This is a genomic window from Singulisphaera chitinilytica (assembly GCF_049331405.1).
In the GTDB taxonomy this organism is placed as follows: domain Bacteria; phylum Planctomycetota; class Planctomycetia; order Isosphaerales; family Isosphaeraceae; genus PoT.
On record NZ_CP186274.1, the window covers coordinates 3,479,359 to 3,496,210 of the forward strand.

Genomic DNA, 16,852 nt, shown 5'->3' on the forward strand with positions numbered 1-16,852 from the left:
CCCATGGAGAGCCGAGGGGAGGTGCCCTTTCCCGAACGTCGTCCGAGTTTCCCCGGGTCTTGCCCGGAGCCGGGGCCGCTCCCCTCGTGAAGCATGAAAACGTCAGTAGCTGTCGGCGGAGATCACCTCGCCTCCCTCGCGGCTTCCGAGCGCCATCCACGTCATTTGGTTGATCGAATCTTTAACGAACCGGACCGAGGCGTCCGCGAAGGCAACGTTGACGCCGCCGGGGTGGTTGCTCGAAGGGACCTGGAACTGCCCGAAGTCGACCCCGCAGCCGTCATTGCAGGTCAGACGGCAGGTTGAGAATGTGAACTGGGAGGAGTTGGGGGTGAAGATGATGTTGGTCATGGTGAAACCGGGGGCGCCGACTTGCCAGCAATACCCCTTGTCGGAAAATGGGCTGGGGCTCGTGATCGCGGCCTGGCACTGGGCCGCCTGGGCAAGGATGCCGGCGAGATTCGTGCGCGCGTCCCTGAGGTTGATCGGATCCGGGGCATTAGTGCCCCCGATCAGGCCTGATTTCATCCAACGATGCCGCTTGGTGCCCGACGCGCCTACGAGGGATTCGGTGGCCGCGATCGTGTTCGAGGTGCCGTCGGTCACCCGGGCGATGTCGTAGGCCACGTGGTTGGCGAAGATGCCATTCGTGTCGAAGGTGTTCTCGAAATTGGTGCCCGTCCCGCAGTTCCCTTGATAACTACAGATGTTATTGATTCCGACTTCTCCGTCGGAAGGGCACATGTATGATGCGATCTTGGTGTGCCAGACCGTGCGGTTTGTGGCGGACATCGAGCCGTTGCCGCTGCCGTCGGGGAAGAGGAAGCTCGTCCAGCAGAAGTTGCAGGAGTTATAGATGTTGTTCTGCTCGAGGTAAGGCAGCAGGTAGGCGTGCGCGCCGAAGACGCCCCAGCCCGTCAGCGTGCTCTGGCTCGCGGGGGGGTCAGTATATGCCATGCCGTTCATCATCGGGAAGGAGCCGACGGCCTGGTGGTAATTGTGCAAGGCCAGGCCGAGTTGCTTCAGGTTGTTGATGCATTGGGCCCTCCTGGCCGCCTCGCGCGCCGCCTGGACCGCCGGCAGGAGGAGGGCAATGAGCACGGCGATGATCGCGATGACAACGAGGAGTTCGATCAGCGTGAATCCGCGTCGATTACGTAGCATGAAGACCTCCAAAAACCTTGAAGATTGACCTGGCTGGACGATACATCGGGTCCCGAATGACGAGGTCGCCAACGCGAATCGGGCCATGGATATCAGACGGGATCGGGATAACGATGATCCCGGGCCTGGCGATGGGCACTTTCACTAACCGTGTCCGGTCGGAGGCCCGAGCGACCTCGCGTCGAGCTGCGACCGAAGTTACTCGATCGACGATACCTCGATGACACTCGAATCCGCCGATCGATGGGCGGCCACCCGATACGTTTGACTCCGGGAGTTACACCCTCCTTTCCCAGGGGATCAGGTGCAGATCATCTCGCCTTGACATGGCTCCTGACCTTCTGCTGTGACTTCATGTGCTCCAGCATCGCGTCCCGAGAATTGAGCGCGGCCTTCTGAAACTCGGCGGTACGGTGCACCTCGGACGAAGAGCCGCCGTCGTCGCAGGCCGAGATCGTCCCAAGGACGAGCGACAACCCAAGGCCGAACGAGCCTGACCGGAGATAACGCATCGATCAATCGCCTCCTCAGTTCTAAAAAATATCATGATGTGATGTGAAATTCATGGATAGGATTTGCCTGGTCATCCGGCCGTTCGCAGGCACGATGCGAAGGCAATGCGAAGTCCCCGAACCGTTCCCAAGCCGTGGCGAGCTGTCCAGGTGGAGCTGCGAATTTGGGGCGACCGAGACTTCGCGTCCGAAGGCGATGGCCCGTGTCGGGCGTGCATGTTGCAACGGTCGACGATCGACGATCGTCCCGCGGCTCCTTACCTGGCTTCCGACTCTGGCGCGGCCAATCGGAAGTGGCTGAGCACCTCCTGCTGGCTGAGCGGGTGATCGTAGAGGGCGAGCTCGTCCATTCGTCCGACGAACGGCCGACTTTCCTGCAATTGCGTCGGTTCGGCGGTCCTCCTCCCCACCACCAAGTGGTAGAGGATGCCCGGAGGATCGCTCTCGGAGGTCGTTGCATGGTCGCGTACACCATCCACGTAAAGTTCCATTTGCTCCCCGTTCCTCTGGGCGACGACATGGTGCCAACGACCCGGCACGTAGTTGCGCTGCGAAAAAAGAGAGTCGTCCTCCGCCGCGAGGTCGACGGATCGCAGCCAGCGTCGCAGGAACCGGACCGACGCCGGTTTCTCCAGCGAGAGCGTCGGGTAGGCGGTGGCCTCGACCAGCATGAAATGCTTGTATCGCAGGGTCCTGGGGAGATTGTTCTCGGCGGGGTAGAGGCCAACGAGCGAGGCGCAATTGATCGACTCCGAGAGGAACCAGAATTCGATCGCGTGCCTGGAGCCTCGGCTGAGCATCCAGGGCGAGTCCGTGGTCAGGTATGACTCGGGCGCGGAGGCCACGAATGCGGCATGCTTGTTGTTCGAATCCGAATCCGGATCCGACTCGATCCGGACTTGTCCTCCAGGGCGTAGCGGCGGCCCGCCCAAGACCTCATTGGGGACTCCAAGCCCCGTGATTGTCCCGAATCTCCAGTAACCCAGTGGTTGCGACTTCCTGACCGAGTTGGCATAGGAAGGGGACAGTCGCAGGGACGGCAAACGTCGGTGTGGGGTGGATATGAATTCCTCGGGCCGCGCGACAGACTCGGCGATGAGGCCCGACCCTGGGTCGACGTCGAACTGCTTGTTCTCCTCTACCCGCTGGGTTCGCCTGGTAAACCCCTTGGGATCGAGCAATGAGGCCTTGGCCGCACCCTCGAAGACCATGACGCGTGACTTCCCGTTCGGCTCGACGTTCATCGCAAATTCGGTCCCGAGGTCGACGACGGCCGACTCTCGTCCGGCGACGACGAAGCCTTCGACCCCCTTCGGCACCCTCGCCCGGAGTCGCCCCTGGCGGCAGAAGACCCGGTTGATCGAGACGAGGTCGATATCGGCCGGGCCTTCCAACGTGAGCGTCACGCCGTTGAGGAAAACGAGGACCACCGAGCCCGAGCGGAGGCGGAAGCGGCCGGAGGGAAGCAGGCTGCCCTCCGATGGGCCTCGCCCATCGGAACTCTCCCATGTGACGCCTTCGAGCTTCGACAGGACCGCAAGGTCTTCCCCGGGCTCGTTCGCGGCCGTCCGATTCCAGTCCGGGCCGATCCGCCCCTTCTGGGGCCATGCGGCCCAGGCCAGGAAGCTCAACAGGATCGTCGCCGCCAGTGCCCCAAACCCCCATCTGAGCGAGCGAGTCAGTCGGAGGGGGGCACTCTCTCGGAGATGCCCCATAATCCTGTCTTCTTCCTCCAACTCGCCGACCGCCTCCGTCGGTTCCCCCCATCCGATCGCCTCATGCAGTGCGAGCCAACGAGGGGCCGTCGATTGCACCGCTTTGAGCATGCCCAGCATGCGGATCTCTTCGACGAAGGCCTGGAGGAACTCCTGGTCGCCCTCGAGGCGCGCAATCAAAGCCTCATAGCGGGCCGGAGCGAGTTCCGCCCCCCGCCACGCCGAGATCAGATCAACCAAGTCGGTATCCATCATTCGTTCATTTCTTGCATGCAGTCGCGTAGGAGTTGATTCGCGCGATAGTGGAGCCGATAAATGGCCCCGACGGTCGTGTTCAGCTCGCAGGCTAGGTCTGCCGGCTTGTCGCCCTCGAGGCCGGCATGGACGACCCGGCGTAAACGGTCGGGGAGCCGTCCGACGCAAAGGAGCAGCACCTCGATGGATTCCGAGCGATCGCCGGCGACGGCACGCTCGAGGCTTCGTTCCGTCAGCCCGACCACGCGTTCGAGGAATCGTTCCATGGCCTTATTGCGGCGAGAAGAACTCCGCAAATATTTGTAGATCTTGTTACGGGCAATCCCCCTCAGCCAGTGGCCGAAGTCATCCCCCCTCCGGAATTCCCGCAGGTTCCGAAACGCGGCGAAGAAAACCTCCTGGGCCAGGTCATCCACGGCGTCCATCCCGTGGACGGAGGCCGCGATGAAGCTCCGCAATGACAGGGAGTATTCACGCACGATCTTCCGGAAGGCTTCCTTGTCCCCTTGCAGCGTCTCGCCGACGATCGCATCGATTTCTGAGCGCTGAAGCATATTGTTCGACCGAAACGTGATGACTGGTATGGTTAAGGAACCTGTTGATGCCGGGCGTTGTCGACCCCCAGGACAAGGCGCCTTCCGAAGGCGAGCGACCGTTGCCCTTGCCGGGTTGCCCTCAGGCAGCCACGCCGAGGTCCTATTAACTCATGACGAATGCACCATCGCACCCCCGCGCCCATTGGGAGACCCGCCCAACGACGCACCGGCTCATCATGGTGAGCATCCGCCCCCTCGCGGCAAAGTGGCACCACTTTAACGGAATGACCGAAAGAGCCGAACTGGCCTAGGAACGGTACGAACGCCTGGAGGAATCTTCTTCAGCGTGATATGAAGCTTATTCCCCGGTGGGCAGTTGAATCTGACATGCCAAAATCGAAAAATGACTCGCCGGCTGGATGGCCCAGAGGTTTTCTCTCAAACTTCCAATCTCTGCATGATTTAGGTCTCGGAAGATCTGGGAGCCGGCTGGCCGCCTTGGCCTGCGGCCAATGGTGCAGCGTGGCTGCAATCACCTTGTCGGTCGGGGTCAGCCGCTCTTTCACGGGGCTTTCGTACGCTCGTCTGCGAGGCTTGACGCGTAAGGCGATAAATGGCAACATGTTGTGTACAAGATGCCGGAATAGCCTTTAGAATATTGGATTGACTGAAGAAGATAGAGGGAGTAGGCCTCTCGAGATCGCCCTCGACCATCGCCATCCGGCCGAATCTCTCTGACCTGGAGTTTGAACGTCGTGACCCATGGACCGGAGGTTTTCCCCACGGCGCCAGCCAGGCTTCGCGAGCCCCTGAGTATCGGAGGGGTCGCGATCCCGTCGCGTTTCTTCCTCGCGCCCCTGGCCGGCTACACGAGCATGGCTTTCCGGCTCGCGGTCAGGGATTGCGGCGGCCTTGGGTTGGCCACGACCGACCTCGTCAACGCCCGGTCGATCCTCGAGCGCAGGGCTCGGGCGTTCGAACTGGCCGAGACCTGCCCCGAAGATCGACCCCTGTCGATCCAGATCTACGGGCACGTCATCCCCGAGATGCGCGACGCCGCACGCTGGGCCGCCGACCAGGGGGCCGCGGTCGTTGACATCAACATGGGTTGCCCCGTCAACAAGGTCGTGAAGACCGGGGGCGGATCCGCCCTGATGTGCCAGGCCGACTCCGCCACGGCCCTCGTCGAAGCGGTCGTCAACGCGGTCGACATCCCGGTGACCGTCAAGATGCGGCTCGGCTGGGACGCCGAGAATCATACCGCCCCGGCCCTCGCCCGCTCATTCGAGAAGGTGGGCGTCGCCGGGGTGATCGTCCACGGGCGCACCCGAGAGCAAGGGTTCCGGGGCTCCGTCGATCGGAGCGGGATCCGCGCGGTGGTCGAGGCGGTCGAGACGATCCCGATCGTGGGCAATGGCGATATCAGGACGCTCGCCGACGCCGAGGGGATGTTCCGCGAGACAAACTGCGCGGCGATCTCCATCGGTCGGGGAGCCCTCTCGAACCCGTTCCTGTTCCGACAACTCGTCCACTGGTCCGAGTTCGGCTCGCCGGGCCCGGAGCCGACCTTCGAGGAACGGGTGGGCGTCATGCAGCGGCATTTCCATGGCCTCGTCGCCAGGCGAGGGGAGCGTCATGCCTGCCTCCAGTTCCGCAAGATCATCAAGTGGTATAGCCACTTCATCCGGCCCCAGAAGTCCCTCTATCATCGGCTGATCAATCTCTCGAGCGTGGATCTCTTCGACGCGACCGTCGCCTCGATCCTCGAAGCCGGGCCTTCGTCGCCGCTCCCCGGCCATTTCGAGCCGAGGGTCCCCGTCCCCTCGGGGCCGATCGACGTCTGGTGATCGCTTCGCCAGCCTGAATCAAGGCCCGAAGGCAGGATCAACCCGGCGGCAATAGCCTCGGCGGTTCCTGGCCTGGAGGGTCGCTTGCTTGTTCGGACGAGCATTCGACCCTATGATGAAAGTTGACGAGGCGCGTGCTTCCGCGAGGGGAAGTACGCGCTACCCATCAAGGCGGTAATGGGAGGGGCAACATGGCGACCATAACCGAACCCCGGCGCGCCACGCGTCGGACGTTCCAGACCAAGCTGTTGATCGACGGTCAATGGCGCGAAAGCCTGAGCGGCAGGACCTTCGAGACCTACGACCCGGCGACGGAAGAGCTGATCGCTAACGTCTCCGAGGGGGACGCGTCCGACATCGACCTCGCCGTCAAGGCCGCACGCAAGGCCTTCGACTCCGGCCCCTGGCGCAAGATGGATGCCAGGGACCGCGGCAGGCTGATGAACCGCCTCGCCGACCTGATCGAGCAGAACATCGACGAGCTGGCCGAGCTCGAGACCCTCGACAACGGCAAGCCGATCTCCGAGAGCCGCAACGGCGATCTCCCCCTGGTCGTCGACTGCTTCCGCTACTATGCGGGCTGGGCCGACAAGATCCACGGCCAGACGATCCCCGTCCGGGGCAAGTATTTCTGCTATACCAAGCGCGAGCCGATCGGCGTCGCCGGGCAGATCATCCCATGGAATTTCCCCATGCTGATGGTCGCCTGGAAGTGGGGCCCCGCCCTCGCCGCCGGCTGTACCGTGGTCCTCAAGCCGGCCGAGCAGACCCCGTTGACCGCCCTCCGCCTGGGTGAGCTGGCCCTCGAGGCCGGGTATCCCGCGGGCGTCGTCAACATCGTCCCGGGCTTCGGCGAGACCGCAGGCGCGGCCCTCGTGGCCCATCCGGGGGTCGACAAGATCGCCTTCACGGGTGAAGGGCGGACCGCCCAGATCATCATGAAGTCGGCCGCCGACACGATGAAGCGAATCACGTTCGAGCTCGGCGGCAAGAGCCCGAACATCGTCTTCGACGACGCCGATCTCGACGCCGCCATCGAAGGTGCGGTCCTCGGCCTCTATCTGAACCAGGGGCAGTGCTGCTGCGCGGGCAGCCGCCTGTTCGTGCAGGATACGGTCTACGACAAGTTCGTCGATCGTCTCGCCGCCAAGGTGAAGGAGCGGAAGCTCGGCGACCCCTTCGACACCGCCACAGAACAGGGGCCGCAGGTCGACAAAGCCCAGTTCGACAAGATCCTGTCGTACATCGAGAAGGGCAAGGCGCAAGGAGCCCGCTGCGTCGCTGGCGGCGAGCGTTACGGGGATAAGGGCTTCTTCATCTCTCCGACGATTTTCGCCGACGTGAAGGATGACATGGCGATCGCCTGCGACGAGATCTTCGGGCCGGTCCTCTCCGTCATCAAGTTCTCGGACATCGAAGAGGTGATCCAGCGGGCCAACACCACCGACTTCGGCCTCGCCGCCGCCGTCTGGACCCGCGACATCGGCAAGGCCCACGCCGTCGCCGACCGCGTCCGCGCGGGCACGGTCTGGGTGAACTGCTACGACGTGTTCGACGCCGCCGCCCCGTTCGGCGGGTTCAAGCGAAGCGGCATCGGCCGCGAGCTCGGCGAGAAGGCCCTCGACAACTACACCGAGCTGAAGACGGTCACGGTCGCCCTCGACTGAGCCCGATCTCCTCGCTCGTCTGTTAACGCCAATGAAAAGGGCCGACGTCGCGAGACGCCGGCCCTTTCGCATTGAGTTGCATTCGGTTCGCCCGACCGTTCCGCGAGGAAGGTCGGGCGATCGTCCTCAGGCCATCCACGACGGGACTTCGCCGGCCGCGGGGAGCTTGATGACGCTCAGGCTGAGGATGTTGGGGTTGGCCTTCACCTCTTCGAGGGCGGCCTCGGTCGGGATCGAGTCGAGGTTCACCACGCCGATCGCCTCACCGCCGGCGGCTTCGCGTCCCACGTTCATCTGGGCGATGTTGACGTTGTGGCGGCCGAACGTCGTGCCGATGAAGCCGATAAGGCCCGGGACGTCGCGGTGGGTGAAGACGAGCAATGCGCCTTCGAGGTGGGCGTCGAGCCGGTAGGGCCCGAGGTTGACGAGCCGCAGCAATTGCTTGCCGAAGATCGCGCCGGCCGCGACGTACGTCTTGCGCTCGGTGGCGACTTCCGTCTGGATCATCGAGCCGAAGTCACCAGGCTCGGTCGTCTTGACCTCGACGATGGAGATGCCGCGTTCCTTGGCGAGCAGCTCGGCGTTGACGAGGTTGACTTCCTCGCCCAGGGCGGATTCCATCCAGCCGGCGGCGAAGCTCGCGGTGATCATCCGCGTGTTCTTGGCGGCGACCTCGCCGGTGTACTTCACGGTCGCGCTCTTGACCGTGCCGCGATCCATCTGGGCGTGGAGCATGCCCAGGCGTCGGCTGAGGTCGAGGTAGTGGCGGATCTCCTCGAGCTCGGCGCGGTCGAGGGTCGGCATGTTGACGGCGAATCGGATCTGCCCGCGCTGGAAGTAGTCGCAGAGCAGGCGGGCGGCCTCGACGGCCACGGAGATCTGGGCTTCCTCGGTCGAGGCGGCGAGGTGCGGCGTGACGAGGACGCCGGGGTGGGTGACCAGGACGTTGTCCATCGGCGGGGGCTCGGGCTCGAAGACGTCCACGGCCGCGCCGGCGATCTTGCCGGCGGTGATGGCCTCGGCCAGGGCCTCTTCATCGATGAGGCCGCCGCGGGCGCAATTGATAATGCGCACGTTGGACTTCATCTTGGCGATTTCCGCCTTGCCGATCAGGTTCCTGGTCTCGGCCGAGAGCGGGGTGTGCAGCGAGATGTAGTCGCACTTGCTCCAGAGGTCGTCGAGGACCGGGATGCTCTCGATCCCGAGCTCCGCCGCGCGCTCGGCGGAGAGGAACGGGTCGAAGCCGACGATCTGCATGTCGAACCCCTGGGCACGCTTGGCGACGGCCTGGCCGACGCGGCCGAGGCCGACGATGCCGAGGGTCTTGCCGCCGAGCTGTGACCCGGTGAACTTATTGCGGTCCCACTTTCCCCCCTTGAGGCTGTCGTTCGCCTTGGCGACGTTGCGCGAGAGGGCGAGCATCAGGGCCATCGTGTGCTCGGCGGTCGAGACCGTATTGCCGCCGGGGGTGTTCATCACGACGATGCCGTGGCGGGTGGCCGTGGGGACGTCGATGTTGTCGACGCCGACGCCCGCCCGGACGATCACCTTGAGCCTGGGCTGGTCCTTCAGGACCTCGGCCGTGAGCTGGGTCCCGGAGCGGATGACGATGCCGTCGGCTTCCTTGAGGGCCTCGCGAAGGGCCGCGGGATCGAACTTCGTGTTGACCACGACCTCGAGGCCCGGTTGGGCGCGGAGGATTTCCAGGCCTTCTTCGGCCAACTTGTCCGTAACCAAGATGCGGTGCGCCACGATCGCTGGCTCCAATCCACTGAGGTCCGCGTTGCGGACCGTTTGCTAGAGAAAAGGCAATACTCGGTCCTCGGGGGCGGGACCTCTCCACTGGTTTTTACTCGTTGATCATGCCTTTTTGCGAGTCAGCAACACCCGCTGAGCAGCAGTCACGGCACAACCGGGCTCCACCTCGAAACCGAGGCCATCCATGACCATCTCCAGAGCGGCCAACCCCGCGACGACGTCGAGTTCGTCGGTGTAGCCCATGTGGCCGATCCGGATTATCTGACCTTTGAGCTTGCCCTGGCCTCCGACCGTCGTCAATCCGAAGAGCTCCTGGAGGCGGCTCCTGATGGCAGAATCGGCGAAGCCCTCGGGGACCCGGAAGACGGTCATCCCCTCGGCCGGGCTCGCGCTGAAGAGCTCGAGCCCGAGGGCCCGGATGCCCGCCTGGCAGGCCTGGCTCATCCGGCGATGCCGCTCCCAGACGTTCTCGAGCCCTTCTTCCTTGATCCTCTGCAACGACTTCCTCAGCGCCAGGATCAAGGTATGCGCCGGCGTGTACGGCGTGTCCGAGCCGAGCATCGCCTTGCGGGCCGCCTTGAGGTTGAAGTAGAAGCTCGGCGACTCGAAGGAATCAATCTGCGCCCAGGCCTTCGGGCTCACCGCGACGAAGGCGAGGCCCGGCGGCAGCATCAGGGCCTTCTGCGAGCCGACGCAGAGCAGGTCGATCTTCCAGTCGTCGGTGCGACACTCCATCGCCCCCACGCCCGAGATGCCGTCGACGGCGAAGAGCGCCGGCGTCTCGGCCACGATCCGGCCGATCTCGGCGACGGGATGCCCCGTGCCGGTCGAGGTCTCGCTGAGGGTGCCGAGCACGCAGGCGACGTCCGGATGTCGCTCCAGGGCGGCCCGGACCCGCGCGGGGTCGACGGGCTGGCCCCACTTGGTGTCTAGCATGATCGGCTCGCTACCGAAGGTCGAGCACATCAGGCCCCAGCGTGCGGCGAAGTGCCCCGCGTTGAGGACCAGGGCCTTCGCGCCTCGGGGGATCGCGTTGACGACCACCGCCTCCATCGCCCCCGTGCCCGAGGAGGCCAGGATGAAGACGTCATTCCGGGTCTGGAAGACTTCCTGGAGCCCGCGCGTGACCTCCTCGATGACCCCTTTCGCCTCTTGTGAGCGGTGGTGGATCAGCGGCCGGGCCAATTCGAGCAGGACGTCCTCGGGGACGGGTGCCGGCCCCGGCGTCATCAATCTCGGCTTTCGCATCGCAACGACCCGGATCCCAATACCTGGCGCGAGCCTCGGAGAATCCAAACCAAGAGTCTACTCGATGGCGAGGCGGAAGGGGAGGGTTCTGGCCCACGCCCGACTCCCGCCGGTCGCCAGGATCGTCACGACCCGGCCTGACCGTGCCCTTTGGACCCTTCTCCGTAGACCTCATGAGCATCGAAGACACGTGTCCCATCGACCGCAAACCGGCCGTCGCCCTCGAGTCGTCGGAAGAAGCAGGACTTGTACCCTTCGTGGCAGGCCCCGCCGACCTGCTTCGCCTTGATCAGGATGACGTCGGCGTCGCAGTCGACCCAGATCGAGGCGACGTGCTGGACGTGCCCCGAGGTTTCCCCCTTGTGCCAGGACTTCTTGCGAGACCTGGAGTAGAAGTGGGTCTGCCCCGTCTCGATCGTGCGCTCGAGCGCACCGCGATCCATCCAGGCCATCATCAGCACTTCATGCGTGTCGACGTCCTGGACGATTGCCGCCACGAGCCCGTCGCTGGTCCAGCGGACCTTCTCCATGATTTCGGAACCAAGATCGCTCACGGCAAGGACTCGCTAGATAGATGTCAAGATGTCGTTGTATCAATATCTGAAAATCGTCGTTTGGCGAGGGCGGCACTCGCTTTCACGCTCATGCCCGACGACATGAGCCCGCGGGATCAGACGGATCCGAGTTCCAGTTGCGCCTCGAGGTTCAGCCTGCGGGCCTCGAGGCTGCGGTTGCCGTCGAGTTCGGAGCACTCCCTGGCGAGGTCGAGGAACTGGGACGCGTGCTCGGCATGGCCGTGGCTGAGGAGGTCCTCGGCGGCGTCGAGGAACTGCGACTGGGTCATCCCCATGTCGCCCGCGACGGCGAGGTACGATCGCACGGCCTCGTCGGGCTGGCCGGTGCGGACCTGGATCTCCGCCTGCCAGATGGCGTACGTCCGCCGCTCGTCCGGATCCGAGGCGGGCTTCAGGGCGAGATCGACCCAGGCCAGGGCCTGCTCGGGGTCGCCGACCCGCATCGCCTCGCGGATCAGGGTGGCGAACAGGTCGCGGGAGGCGATCCTCGGTGAGATCTCGCTTGATGAGTCTCGCAGCGGCGAGGCTAGACGGGCGACCAGGCGATCTTCACGTAAGGCCAGCGCGGATCGGATCGCCTCGGCCAAGCTCTCGGCTTTCAGCGACGAGGGATCGAGCGCGGCTAGATCGGCCTCGCTCATGCACGAGGGGTCGTCGCTCTCGGTCGTCGTCGGATCCTCGGTGGCCAGGCCGAGACGCCTGCGCAGGCGGTCGAAGGGATAGCCTTGATACAGGAAGGCCGCTCGCGGGCGGGCGGCGAGCTCTTCGCGGAACTTGATCACCGCGGCGAGCTTCGCGCCGAGGACCGCGTCGCCCGAGCGGATGCGCCTCGACGCCTCGAGCGGCGAGAGGCCCGCCAACCCTTGTCGAGGCATGTGGATCCAGAGGTCCTCGTAGAAGAACTCCACGAGGTCGCGGGAGAGCCTCGCCTGCTCGGCCTCGTCGAGGTTCAGGGGGAGTCGGACCGACCAGATCGCGGCGTCGACGAGCGGGAGGGGCAGGGGGGATGCCTCGCGGCGGATGTTCGCGAGGGGTTGATCCACCAGCGGCTCGAGCTCCTCGCGGATCCACTCCAGGGTCTCCGCCCTCGGGCTCGAGAGTCGCAGGTTGCGCGGGGTCTCGATCACGGAGGCCATCACGCGGGGGATGTCGTCCAGGCTCAAGTCGATCCCCTCTTCGGGCATCGGCCTGTCGAGCCACTCGAAGAGTCGCATCTCGGCCGTGGCCGAGGTAGCGGGGAAGGCGGGTACCTCGACGGGGGGCAACTCGCGGAGGTCGACCCCTTCGCTGACGAGTCGGTCGGTGATCTCGCGGGACCAGTCGAGCGTCCAGGCGTATCGGAGGTCGTCGCACAGGGCCTCTGCACCCGCCCCCTGGCGGAGGACCTCGGCGATCTTCCAGGCCGAGGCGGCGTCCTCGGGCTGAGAGAGGGCAAGGATCTGGACGGCCTGATCGAGGCACGTGATCGCCTCGGGGTTCTTGCCCAGCCAGGCTGCGCAGATCGCCCGGTTGAACCAGGCGGAGGCATCCCTGGCATCGGCGTCGACGAGCTTCTCGAAGACCTGCTCGGCGGCGTCGAGCTGCGTGAGGTCTCGCCCCTGGAAAAGTTCGTTCCAGCGCGAGCGGGCCTCGGGGTCGGTCGGCTGCCGGAAGCGGAGGCTCGTGCGGGCCGTCGCGGGGAGCTCGGTCGCCTGCTCGAGCGTGTTGAGGGCGCTTGTGGCGGCGGGGAACTCGGGCACGACGCGGAGGGCGGACTGCCACGACGCCCAGGCCGCCAGCGGTCGCTGGAGCTGGAGGTGGCTCCAGCCCTCGTGGACGAGCGACAGGGCCGCAGCCTCACGCGCGGGATTCGATTCGGGGCCTCCGCCCTGTTGACCTGACATCGACGCTGCTCCCGAGGACCATCCTGAGAATGAGAGGGGCCGGGCTTGGGGCATTTCGCCCCGGCCCGGCTCCCACTCCGTGTTCATCGACCAAGGTTTCAAGCGGCGGATTCGAGCCGTTTGGCCCGATCCGTCACGTCCCCGGCAGGATCAACTTGGGCTTATCCTGGGCCGGCTTGGTGCCCGACTCGGAACCAGGCGTCCAGATGCCGCCGCCGGACGAGGAACCTTCGCCAGGGGTCCAGATTCCCCCCTTCGCCGCCGAGACGCCGAGCTCGCCGGTCGAGGTCGTGATCCTCGGCCCGTACTCGGCCAGGACCATCTGCAGGGCCCTGGAATCGACGTAGACCTCGCCGTTCCGGTCGGGGTTCGGGACGAGGCGGAGGAGCCCCATCTCCAGCAGGTTCAGCATGATGATGTGGCTGGCGGCCGGGTCGTTCTTCGAGCGGTCGAGCGCGATCGAGAGGGACGGGACCCACGACTCGGGGGGCTCGGAGACGGCGCGGACGCGGATCTGGACCATCTCCCAGAGCGGGGCGTGGGCGGACTTCCTGGCGTCCGAGTCGAGCTTCCGGCCACGCTCGATCCATTCGAGCGCCTCCGCCTTGTGGCCGGCGTTCGAGGCGATGAAGGCGAGCTGCGAGAAGAGGGTCACCGACTGGAGTCCCAGGCGTTCCCAGGCCTCGGGGCGGTCGACCAGCACGCGCAGGGTCTTCTCCATGACCTTGCTGAGGGCGAATCGGCGGGCCTTCTGGTAGAGGGCGCCGAGGGCCTCATCATTGAGCGGCTCGACCGGGATCAGCCTGAGCCTGGAGAGATGCACGGAGTCGACATTCACCGTCGCCGGGTCGACCTTCGGCTCCTGGTCGACGCCGAGGGTCGAACGCAGGTTCGGGAAGTCGACGAGGTCGGAGTAGTCCTCGCTGGCGAACTCGAGGAGGCAGAGGGCCGCGCGGAGCGGGATCAGGGCGTCGCCGGCCTTGGCCGCGTCGACCGGGGTGCGGTTGCCCAGGAACTGCATCGGGGTCTTGACCCAGACCTCGCGCACGAGGCGGGCGCACTGCTCTCGGTCGAGCCGCGTGCTTTCGGTCTCGTCGGCGTCCTCGGGCAGGAGCCATTCCCAGGAGAGGGCGAGGTCTCGCTTGGGGGTCTCGCCCAGGATCTTGGTCTTGGGATGTGCCGGGGGGATCGCCCCATCGGCCAGGCTCGTGAAGCGCTCGATGACATTGTCGAGGCGGCCGTCGTCGTAGGTCTCGACCGCGACGCTCTCGGGCCCGACGACGATCTTGGCGATGAAGAGGGGGATATCTTCGGTCTTCAGGCCCTTGCCGTCGTGCTTCCCGAGCTTGGGCCGGTCGAGGATCCCGAAGTGCTCAAGCTTGGCCGATTCTTCATCCTCGGAATCGACGGGGACGGAGCCGATCTCCTCGACCTTGACATCATTCCGGAGTTTCTCGAGCAGGGCCGCGCGATCGCGGAGCGGCCAGTTCAACTGGACCTGCTCGACCAGATCCTCGGGCCGAGGGGTGTCGATGATCTGGCAGAGGGCCTCGAGGTCGACGGCCTCGGTCGAGTTCCCCAGCCGCTTGAGATACCTGCGGAAGCCCGCGGCGGCGTTGGAGTCGTCGGCCAGCCAGAGCCGGCAGAGGGCCTGGTTGTACTCGGCCTCGATGAAGGGGCTCGCGTCGCTCGCGATCAGGTCGAACGCAGAGGCCGCCGAGGACCAGAGGCCGGACTCGGCCCAGCCGAGGGCCTGGTTGAAGCGCTCGCGGACGTCGGCGGGCGCCTTGGCAGGGGTCGGCAGGAGGGTGTACGGGTTCTTGAGCCAGGGTGAGATGCGCTCGTCCCGCTCGATCGAGGGGAGGTGGGAATCCTGCCGCTCCTTCTTGGCGGCTTCCCCCTCGAGCTTCTCGCCGAGCTTCACGTGGGCGATCGCCGCCGCATATTTGCCGTATTCGTTGAGCGTCAGTCCGACGAACTCGGCGAGCGGGGCGAGGTTCGCGATGTTCTCGGGAGTCGCGATGGCGAGCGTCTCCTGGAAGTGGAACGCCCCCGCCGCGGGCCCCTCGGTGTCGATGGCGAGCCGGGTGAGCAGGATCGAGGCGCCGAGGTGCTTGGGGTTGCGGTGCAGGAGCTGGCGCAGGGCGACCTTCGCAGGCTCATTCTGCCCGAGCCGCATGTAGTAGACGGCCTTGCGGGTCAGGAGCCAGGGGTTGTTGGGATCCTTCTTCAGCCCTTCGTCCAGGGCCTGGATCGCTCCCTCCGCCTGGCCGTTCTGGAAGAGCCTGTCGGCGCGTTCGGCGTGCTCCTCGACCTTGTGGCAGCACCACTTGAATTTTTGACCACTACCACAGGGACAGGACGAGTAAGGATCGACCGCCATCAGAAGCACCCTCAAATTGGACACCGCCACGACGCCACTCAAGCTCACAGTAGCAGAGGAGCTGTTGCTGCGTCCATGCTCATTGAATCATCAAGGCGGCCCGGCACCGTAAGGCTCCGCCACGCATCCGGGGCGGAGGGGTAGGGCGGGCCCACCGCGTCCGAGGCTCGAATCCATGCGTCAACGGCCGCATCCCAGGCCGCGACGGCCCGCGCATTCGCATGACACGGGTTATCGTATCAAGATTCGGGTAAATGTTGAATCCGTCCGGATCCCTTCTCTCGCCCGGTGCCCGTCGGCGGCCGGGCTTACTGCGCCACCGGCTCTTCGATGGGAGCCGGTTCGCTCGGCCCGTTCGAGCGCGGGCCCATGAGCATGCTCAGGACGATGATGGCGGCCATGCCGCCCCAGAAGATCCCCTCGTGCATCTCCCAGGGGAGGTATTTCGCGTTGTGCAGGCCGCCGATCACGAGCTTCACGCCGATCCAGGCCACGAGGAAGTAGGCCCCCGCCGCCAGCCCCTTGAACCTGTTCAGCAGGATGATGAAGTACCCGGCCACGAACCGCATCGCCACGATGCCGAGCACGCCGCCGAGCCAGACGGTCCCCACGGTCCAGAACTTGCCGAGGTGCTGCGGGGCCATCGCGACGGCCGCGACGATCGAGTCGATCGAGAAGGCGATGTCGGCGAGCTCGACCGAGACGACGGTGCCCCAGAAACTCGACCCGAAGCGAGACTTGCGGCCCGTCTCCGAGTCGTCATCTCCGGAGGCGAAATGCGAGATCGCGAGATAGAGCAAGTACAGGCCGCCGACGACCTTGAAGTGCCAGAATTTCAATAATTGCGTCGACAGCACGACGGCCAGGAGCCTGAAGACGAAAGCACCGACGATGCCGTATCGGAGCGCCCGCTTCTGCTCGGCGGGGGGGAGATGACGGACCATCACGGCGAGAACCAGAGCGTTGTCGGCGCTCAGCAGGCCCTCGAGCACGACGAGGGCGAACACCGTGCCAACGATCAGGGGGATGTCCGTCACCGAGATAGCGTACATGCCGCGGAGCTCCTCGACTCTGAGCGGCCGGACAATTTGGTCATCGTCGCGACCCACGTTGGTCCAGACAAAGGTCTACGCAGCGTTGTCGCGTCGTCGCCCTTATCCCGTATTCTTGCAGAATTTTCAAAGCTACCAAAACGCCAGATTCAGGGCGACCCGGTTTCATCGTCTGAGACGCGGTGATTCCTCGAAATCCGTCGAGCGTGCCTGGCTGAGGGCATTCGCGCGCGATAGTCTCTTTATTATGGGAAATC

Annotated in this window: 12 protein-coding genes; 2 read left to right on the forward strand and 10 right to left on the reverse strand. The window is 65.1% G+C overall.

The genetic code is table 11. The features are described 5' to 3' along the window. Positions 1-102 precede the first annotated feature (102 nt). From ACOYYX_RS14105 to ACOYYX_RS14120, 4 genes are all read right to left on the reverse strand, one after another. Positions 103-1,164: a DUF1559 domain-containing protein gene (locus ACOYYX_RS14105; RefSeq protein ID WP_422930538.1), complete on the reverse strand. Its 1,062-nt coding sequence runs from the start codon at positions 1,162-1,164 to the stop codon at positions 103-105. 311 nt (positions 1,165-1,475) lie between these two features. Beyond that, complete coding sequence (locus ACOYYX_RS14110; protein WP_422930539.1) at positions 1,476-1,676, reverse strand: hypothetical protein; 201 nt, start codon at positions 1,674-1,676, stop codon at positions 1,476-1,478. A gap of 257 nt (positions 1,677-1,933) precedes the next feature. Next, positions 1,934-3,631, reverse strand: coding sequence for a LamG-like jellyroll fold domain-containing protein (locus ACOYYX_RS14115; protein ID WP_422930540.1), 1,698 nt, complete (start codon positions 3,629-3,631; stop codon positions 1,934-1,936). A gap of 11 nt (positions 3,632-3,642) precedes the next feature. Next, a complete protein-coding gene (locus ACOYYX_RS14120) occupies positions 3,643-4,200 on the reverse strand; it encodes an RNA polymerase sigma factor (RefSeq protein ID WP_422930541.1) in 558 nt (185 codons plus the stop codon). Positions 4,201-4,937: 737 nt separating this feature from the next. Between ACOYYX_RS14120 and dusB the strand changes: the two genes are divergently transcribed. Together dusB and ACOYYX_RS14130 are read left to right on the forward strand one after the other, a co-directional pair. Next, positions 4,938-6,029 carry a tRNA dihydrouridine synthase DusB gene (gene dusB, locus ACOYYX_RS14125; RefSeq protein ID WP_422930542.1) on the forward strand — a complete coding sequence of 364 codons (1,092 nt, stop codon included), beginning with the start codon at positions 4,938-4,940 and terminating at the stop codon, positions 6,027-6,029. A 191-nt stretch (positions 6,030-6,220) separates the two neighbouring features. Next, the gene (locus ACOYYX_RS14130) at positions 6,221-7,696 is read left to right on the forward strand and encodes an aldehyde dehydrogenase family protein (protein WP_422930543.1); all 1,476 of its coding nucleotides are present in this window, start codon (positions 6,221-6,223) and stop codon (positions 7,694-7,696) included. Between the two features lie 126 nt (positions 7,697-7,822). Here the strand turns inward: ACOYYX_RS14130 and serA are convergent, their stop codons facing one another. The 6 genes from serA to ACOYYX_RS14160 form a co-directional block, all read right to left on the reverse strand. Next, positions 7,823-9,448 (reverse strand): phosphoglycerate dehydrogenase, encoded by a 1,626-nt coding sequence (gene serA, locus ACOYYX_RS14135; protein ID WP_422930544.1) that lies wholly within the window; start codon positions 9,446-9,448, stop codon positions 7,823-7,825. A 108-nt stretch (positions 9,449-9,556) separates the two neighbouring features. Next, positions 9,557-10,702: a pyridoxal-phosphate-dependent aminotransferase family protein gene (locus ACOYYX_RS14140; RefSeq protein ID WP_422930545.1), complete on the reverse strand. Its 1,146-nt coding sequence runs from the start codon at positions 10,700-10,702 to the stop codon at positions 9,557-9,559. A gap of 125 nt (positions 10,703-10,827) precedes the next feature. Further along, positions 10,828-11,256: a phosphoribosyl-AMP cyclohydrolase gene (hisI, locus tag ACOYYX_RS14145; protein ID WP_422930546.1), complete on the reverse strand. Its 429-nt coding sequence runs from the start codon at positions 11,254-11,256 to the stop codon at positions 10,828-10,830. A gap of 116 nt (positions 11,257-11,372) precedes the next feature. Then, positions 11,373-13,160, reverse strand: a complete 1,788-nt coding sequence (locus tag ACOYYX_RS14150; protein ID WP_422930547.1) for a tetratricopeptide repeat protein — start codon at positions 13,158-13,160, stop codon at positions 11,373-11,375. A 133-nt stretch (positions 13,161-13,293) separates the two neighbouring features. Continuing rightward, positions 13,294-15,543 carry a tetratricopeptide repeat protein gene (locus ACOYYX_RS14155; protein WP_422930548.1) on the reverse strand — a complete coding sequence of 750 codons (2,250 nt, stop codon included), beginning with the start codon at positions 15,541-15,543 and terminating at the stop codon, positions 13,294-13,296. A 308-nt stretch (positions 15,544-15,851) separates the two neighbouring features. After that, on the reverse strand, positions 15,852-16,595 hold the full coding sequence (locus tag ACOYYX_RS14160) for a TerC family protein (protein ID WP_422930549.1): 744 nt from the start codon (positions 16,593-16,595) through the stop codon (positions 15,852-15,854). Positions 16,596-16,852: the final 257 nt, after the last annotated feature.